Below are 6,660 nucleotides of genomic sequence, written 5' to 3'. Positions count from 1 at the left end.
GAGCTACTCCACGCATAGAAAGGGCATCTGCACGGTTTGGTGTGATAGAAAGTTCGATGATTTCATCATCCAAGTCTAGGTATGAGAAGACTTCATCCCCAGGAACAGCATCTTCTGGCAAGATTTGGATACCATCTGCGAATTCCTTAGGTACAACTGAGTCAGAAATTCCCAATTCACCAAGTGAACAGATCATCCCAAGTGACTCAAGACCGCGGATTTTCCCTTTTTTGATCTTGTAATTGTCAGCGATGCGAGCTCCCGGAAGTGCCACCATGACCTTGATGCCTGCACGCACATTCGGTGCACCACAGACGATTTGACGGTCTTCTTCTTCTCCAACGTTAACCTGACAAACATGGAGGTGAGTTTCTGGCACATCTTCGCAAGACAAGACCTCACCGACGACAATTTTTGAGAGACCAGCAGCAGGTGATTCGACACCTTCTACCTCGATCCCTGTAGTTGACATTTTTTCAGCCAACTCTTGTGATGGCACATCAATGTCCACCAATTCTTTTAACCATTTATAAGATACAAGCATAATTTAGTTCTCCAGAATGACAGTTGCCACTCTAGTTCTTTTCCTTTCCTATCATTTCAATAGAAGAATCATCTTCTTACCTTAATTTCTTTCTCAGTAACCAATCCGTATCTACTTTTTGACCAACCATAAAATGATGTTGGCTAAATTTTTCAAAACCATATCGATTATAAAACGCTTGAGCTTTTGTATTATGCTCCCAAACACCTAACCAAGCCCAAGAAAAACTATTTTTTGTAGCAAGTTCAAGAGCGAATCCAAACAATTGCTTACCTAGTCCAAATCCTTGGAATTTTTGTAGCACATAGAGGCGTTGAATTTCAAAAGCATCCTCTAATTCTCTCTCAATCTGAGCACTTCCCCAGTTGACTTTGAGAAAACCAGCTATCTCCTCTTCGTGCATAATAAAATAGGTTTCGGAGTCAGGATTTTCCAACTCAGTTGATAAAGTTTTCAGACTATAAGCCTCTTCAAAGTATTCCTGTAACTGCTCTTCCGTATTATCATGAGCAAATGTTTCACGAAAGGTTTGTTTGGCAATTTTAGCCAACACCTCAACATCTGCCTTTTCTACTTTTCTAATCATTATTTAAACTGTTCTGAGAAGCGGACATCGCCTTGGTAGAATCCACGGATATCGTTGATTCCATAACGGAGCATAGCTACACGCTCTTGTCCAAGACCAAAGGCAAATCCAGAGTAAACAGTCGCATCGATACCACTCATTTCAAGGACACGTGGGTGAACCATACCGGCCCCCATAATTTCGATCCAACCTGTTTTCTTACATACGTTACAGCCTTCTCCACCACACTTGAAGCAAGAAACATCCACCTCAACAGATGGCTCTGTGAATGGGAAGTAAGATGGGCGCAGACGGATCTGACGCTCTTCACCGAACATTTTTTGCACAATCAACTGAAGGGTTCCTTGAAGATCAGCCATAGAGATATTTTTCCCAACAACCAAGCCTTCAATTTGGTGGAACTGGTGACTGTGGGTCGCATCGTCTGTGTCACGACGGAACACACGCCCTGGTGAGATCATTTTCAAAGGGCCTTTAGAGAAATCATGAGCATCCATTGCACGCGCTTGAACTGGAGACGTGTGAGTACGGAGTAAGATCTCTTCTGTGATATAGAAAGTGTCCTGCATATCACGAGCTGGGTGGTCTTTTGGAAGGTTCATACGCTCAAAGTTATAGTAGTCTTGCTCCACTTCAAAACCATCCACGACTTGGTAACCCATCCCAATGAAAATATCTTCGATTTCCTCACTGGTTTGTGTGAGGACATGACGGTGACCAGTCGCAACTGGACGACCTGGAAGCGTCACATCGATACTCTCGCTAGCCAGTTGAGCCGCGACTTTCTTTTCTTCCAAGAGCTTAGCTGTTTCTTCAAAGGCAGCTGTCAAGACATCACGAGCTTCATTGACGTGTTTCCCAATGATTGGACGCATCTCAGCAGAAACATCTTTCATCCCTTTGAGGATTTCAGTGAGCGAACCCTTTTTACCAAGGACAGAGACACGCAAATCTTGCATCTCTTTTTCATTTTCAGCAGTAATCTGCTTCAAGCTAGCCAGCATTTCTTCGCGAAGCGCTTTTAATTGTTCTTCAATAGTTGACATATTTCCTCCATCAGTCGCTCGTAGATAAAAAGAAAACCACATGCCAAAAACTCCACTCGGAGCGTTGACACGCGGTACCATCCGTTTTCATCTGACAAGTCAGACCTTCATTTCTAAATCCATGCGCAAGTGAATTCACCCAGCTTTCATATAAAGAGCTTGCAGTCACGGCTCTCCTCCCTGATATACTTCCCTTGAGTTACTAGTCTTGCAGATTTCTATTCAATTACTACATAGTTTATCAGATTTTGAGTTAAAAAACAAGTTAGATTAGATTAATTTCAATATAAAACTCATTCCTTTTTCTGTTGCTCCATTTTCCACAAATCCAAGCGACTTGAAACACCTCCTAGAAGCATGATTGTAGGTGTAGATTTCCTTGACTCTCAATTCTTTCCATCCTTTTACTCGAGCCAATTCAATCAAAGCACTTAGAATCTTTTTCCCAAGTCCTCGATGTTGGTAAGCGGAATTCCCAATCACAATGGGGAGATTATCCTGAGATAGTGTAACATCCCCAATTGGAAACCATTCCCCCTTCTCCTTAACTTCAATCCAAAAAAGCTCACCATGCTGATCCAAATAGGAATACATAGCTTCCAAGGTCGCTGGACTGTACGGTCTCTTCACACCATCTACGAGGTGAACCAAGTTCACATCCTGATACCAAGCAAAAGCTTCTTCACAATGATTGACCTTATAATAAGGAACAAGACGCAGTGCATTATCTATTTGTAAAATCCGTTTCATCTGCTTTCCTTTTCAACAAAAGAGTTGCTGCTTGATTAAAACCATCACACCAGTTATACCATTTTGCTTCATACTCATCTTGAGCTAAGATATGATTTTTTAAATCCAGAACAGAGTAAATTTTTCTTTCTTCGCAGGCTTGCGCATAGAGATGATATAGTTCATCACCACCATCTCTATCAAACTCAGCAGAAATCGTATCCCGACCTGCCAATAAAGCCTGATAAGCCCTGTGATGCCCATCTGTAATCAACAAGCAATCTCCAAAGGCAAGAATACTGATTGGATCGACTTGGATTCTTTCTGCCGACTGGTAAAGCATCTGAATATCTTGCAACTTCTTTTCTGATAAGTATAGTTGAGTCGGATGAAGATCTGCTATATTGACTTTCATTTCTTTCTCCTCAAGGGAATTTGATACTCACTTCTGCTTGCCTTTAAATCGCCATTGGAAGCGTAGCTTGTCATAGAAGGGAAACTCGATAAACAAGACTCCCAAGCCCACACAGAGACTGGCAAGAACGTCTGATGGATAATGAACTCCCAGATAGACCCTTGATACCAACACACTGACTAGGTAGAGGCCAAGGACGATTTGTACGATTTTTCTCCAGACCGAATCTTTAATCCGCTGACTAAGAATAACAATCAAAGTCCCTACCATCAGCGTCACAGCCAGAGAATGGCCACTTGGGAAAGAAAATCCCTTCTCCTCAACCAAGTGTAAAATAGCTGGTCGCGGGCGCTGGTAGATATTTTTAAAGGTCACGATTAAAAGTCCTGCCAAAGCCAGATTTCCCAGCATGAAGAAACTTTCTATCTTCCACCGATTACGATAAAAGACAAAAGCTGTAATGACAACCCAAGTGATAATCACTGGAATATCAATCAAGCGTGTGATGGCGCGGAAAAGAATAGTCAAATAATCTGGTAAGTCTCCTCGAACGGCAGTCTGTATCGGTTGGTCAAAACCGACCAGCGTTTCAGGGTAAAATTTGACCATGTAGCCAAGAATAACGAAAAGTAAAAGGGCAAAACTGCCCTTCATTAAAAATGTTTGTTTATCTCTCATAATGTTTTAAGGTTGGTTTCAAAAGGACGTACAACAACCAGAATGAAACGGAAAAGATTACACCCTCAATCAAGTTAAAAGGTAATACCATGGTCATTAGGTAGTTGGAAAGTCCCAAAATTTTTCCAATATCAAAGTTAGCAAACTTAGCGTACAAAGGAACAGCGTAAACATAGTTGAGAACCAACATAGCCACGGTTAAACCAATAGTCCCAGCTAGAGAGCCTAGTAGGAAACGAAGAGTTGTCCGTTCCTTTTTCCAAATCAAAGCAAATACGATGACAAAAACTCCCAAAGCTACGATATTCATCGGCAAACCAATGTAAGTATTCACTCCTTGACTATTAAGAAGCAATTTCAAGAGTGAGCGAAGCAAGAGAATTCCTAGAGCAGCAGGCAAATCCATGACCACCAGACCCACAAGGACTGGCAAGATACTAAATTCGATCTTGAGGAAGGACGCCGCTGGCAAAAGCGGAAAGTCAAAGTACATCAGCACAAATGAGATGGCTGATAAAATCGCAATGGTCGAAAGTCGACGTGTGTTTGTCATAACAGGTTCCTCCAATTTTCTATAAAATCAGAAGAAGTTAGAAAGGATTCCTCTATCTATTCTCACTTTTTATATCCCAAAAGTTCCCTCTCACTCTATTAAGAAAATTCAAGCAAGCGGTTACAGTTTAGCTATAAATCTATCAGAACAGACAAAGCTATTCTTTCGTCTTCTCCCATCCAGACTATACTGTCGGTTGTGGAATCTCACCACATCAGCTTGCGCTCGCGGACTTCTTTAAAGAGAAGGAAATAGAGATTTTTCTTTTAGACTAGGCGACAAGCTGTAGGCATAACTTCTGGTTAGGCAAAGCTTGTCAACAAAGTATAAAAGGAAAAGATCATTTCCTAGTTAAAGTCACCGCCGGTCGGGAATCACACCCTGCCCTGAAGACTCTTTTATCATAACAAAAAACGCTTGCAAGCGCAAGCATTTTGTTCATTTTCATTTTTTATTTCAATTTATCCACTTCATAGGTATGAACAAGCTCAAGACCTGCAAAGTTCTGCTGTCGAAGGGCTTCGTAGACAATCATACAGACGGTATTAGAGACATTGAGACTGCGGACGTGTTCATCATTCATAGGAATACGGAGAGCCTTCTCAGGATGTTCGCGCATAAAGTCCTCAGGTAAACCCTTGTCTTCACGTCCAAAAAGAAAATAATGGTCTTCGTTAGTCGATAAATCCACCTCAGAATAGACTTTCTCAGCGAATTTCGAAATCAGATAGAGTTTGCCCTTCATCTGAGACATGAAATCCTCCAAACTCTCGTAAAAATAAATCTCTAGTTTATCCCAATAATCCAATCCAGCTCGCTTCATCTTGCGGTCGTCAATAGGAAAGCCCATTGGCTTGATGATGTGGAGGGGAGAATTAGTCGCAGCGCAAGTACGCGCAATATTGCCTGTATTTTGTGGAATTTGTGGTTCAAATAATACAATGTGATTTGTCATGACTTGCTTCCTTTCACCATTGCAAAAAAATAGCCACACTGCCCGGAGTCAAGCTCAGCAAACAGCGTGGTTAAGGCATCGTTAACTTACCTCACAACAGGTTTGAAGTAAATCAGCGAAACTACTTTCTTAGTATAACACTTTCAGAATCATTGTCAATAGAAACGACTTGATTTTTTCAATTTTTTCAAGCTATTTCCAAGGGTTGTAAAATCGTCCCTGATTCTGCAAGATAAGTAGTAAACTAGCTACTAAAAACAAGGCTGCCAAGAGCAAGGTAATATAGTCTCCTTTTTTCAAGGCCTGATAACTATACCAAGTGCGTTTTTTCTCTTTCCCAAAGCGTCGAAGCTCCATGGCGGTCGCGATGGTATCAATCCGTTCTAACGAGCTAAAAATCAAGGGAGTGATAATGCGCAGATTGCCTTTGATTCGTTGCATAAGAGAAGCTTTCTTGGATAATTCCATCCCACGCGCTTCCTGAGACATCTTGATAGTAAAGAATTCTTCCTGCAAATCTGGAATATAGCGCAAGGTTAGACTGACAGAATAGGCAATCTTATAGGACACACCAATTTGATTTAAACTGGAAGCAAACTGACTAGGGTGGGTTGTCATCAAAAAGATAATAGCTAGAGGAATGGTGCAAAGGTACTTAATAGCCAGATTTAGCAGATAAAAAAGCTCTTGACTAGTCAGAGTGTAGTCACCGATTCCCTGCCAAATCACACTTCTCTCTCCGTAAAGTCCAACCCCATACTCGGGAGAAAAGAGATAGACCATCAAAACGTTTAAAATGGCAAATACCGTCGCAAAAACGGCCACAAAGGAAACATCTTTAAAACGAATTTCTGACAAATAGAGAAGAAAGACCGAAAAAATAGCAATCAGAACAAGCAATCTGGTATCATAGCTAATCATGGCCGCCAATGACACGAGAATGAAAAAGAGGAGTTTCCCAGCTCCTGACAAGCGATGAATCACAGTATCTCTATGCTGGTAACCGATTAATTTAGCTTGCATCCTTCTCTCCTTTCTTTGTAAAATGCCGTTAAAGCAAGTGGATCCACGTCGAGTTTCTTGGCCAAGTTAAAGATTGAAGTTTCTTTTAGGTTGGCTTTTACTAACAACTCAGGATTACTCAAAAGACTAGC

Annotated in this window: 9 protein-coding genes and 1 riboswitch; all 9 genes read right to left on the bottom strand. The window is 41.4% G+C overall.

Features of this window, described 5'->3' with window-relative positions; translation table 11 throughout:
- Positions 1–544, bottom strand: a 544-nt coding sequence (gene ytpR / locus ACLNCN_RS02565) for a YtpR family tRNA-binding protein (protein ID WP_424844553.1), incomplete at its 3' end; no start/stop codon positions are given.
- Positions 545–620: 76 nt separating this feature from the next.
- A complete protein-coding gene (locus ACLNCN_RS02560) occupies positions 621–1,130 on the bottom strand; it encodes a GNAT family N-acetyltransferase (RefSeq protein WP_424844552.1) in 510 nt (169 codons plus the stop codon).
- Positions 1,130–2,176 (bottom strand): phenylalanine--tRNA ligase subunit alpha, encoded by a 1,047-nt coding sequence (pheS, locus tag ACLNCN_RS02555; protein WP_049547092.1) that lies wholly within the window; start codon positions 2,174–2,176, stop codon positions 1,130–1,132. Before pheS ends, ACLNCN_RS02560 begins: the two co-directional genes overlap by 1 nt.
- Before the next feature lie 270 nt (positions 2,177–2,446).
- A complete protein-coding gene (locus tag ACLNCN_RS02550; protein WP_424844554.1) occupies positions 2,447–2,896 on the bottom strand; it encodes a GNAT family N-acetyltransferase in 450 nt (149 codons plus the stop codon).
- Positions 2,897–2,900: 4 nt separating this feature from the next.
- Positions 2,901–3,320 (bottom strand): chromosome partitioning protein ParB, encoded by a 420-nt coding sequence (locus ACLNCN_RS02545; RefSeq protein ID WP_261012167.1) that lies wholly within the window; start codon positions 3,318–3,320, stop codon positions 2,901–2,903.
- A 27-nt stretch (positions 3,321–3,347) separates the two neighbouring features.
- On the bottom strand, positions 3,348–3,998 hold the full coding sequence (locus tag ACLNCN_RS02540) for a phosphatase PAP2 family protein (RefSeq protein WP_084923252.1): 651 nt from the start codon (positions 3,996–3,998) through the stop codon (positions 3,348–3,350).
- The gene (locus ACLNCN_RS02535) at positions 3,988–4,551 is read right to left on the bottom strand and encodes an ECF transporter S component (RefSeq protein ID WP_000185823.1); all 564 of its coding nucleotides are present in this window, start codon (positions 4,549–4,551) and stop codon (positions 3,988–3,990) included. The genes ACLNCN_RS02540 and ACLNCN_RS02535 overlap by 11 nt, the downstream gene beginning before the upstream one ends.
- 163 nt (positions 4,552–4,714) lie before the next feature.
- Positions 4,715–4,949: riboswitch (FMN riboswitch) on the bottom strand.
- A 53-nt stretch (positions 4,950–5,002) separates the two neighbouring features.
- Positions 5,003–5,506: a tRNA (cytidine(34)-2'-O)-methyltransferase gene (locus ACLNCN_RS02530; protein WP_000181389.1), complete on the bottom strand. Its 504-nt coding sequence runs from the start codon at positions 5,504–5,506 to the stop codon at positions 5,003–5,005.
- Positions 5,507–5,698: 192 nt separating this feature from the next.
- The gene (locus tag ACLNCN_RS02525; protein ID WP_424844551.1) at positions 5,699–6,529 is read right to left on the bottom strand and encodes an energy-coupling factor transporter transmembrane component T family protein; all 831 of its coding nucleotides are present in this window, start codon (positions 6,527–6,529) and stop codon (positions 5,699–5,701) included.
- Positions 6,530–6,660: the final 131 nt, after the last annotated feature.

The organism is Streptococcus sp. CL8.13 (genome assembly GCF_049737895.1).
Note: the sequence above shows the minus strand (reverse complement) of the source record. Positions and strands in the feature narration are given on the sequence as shown.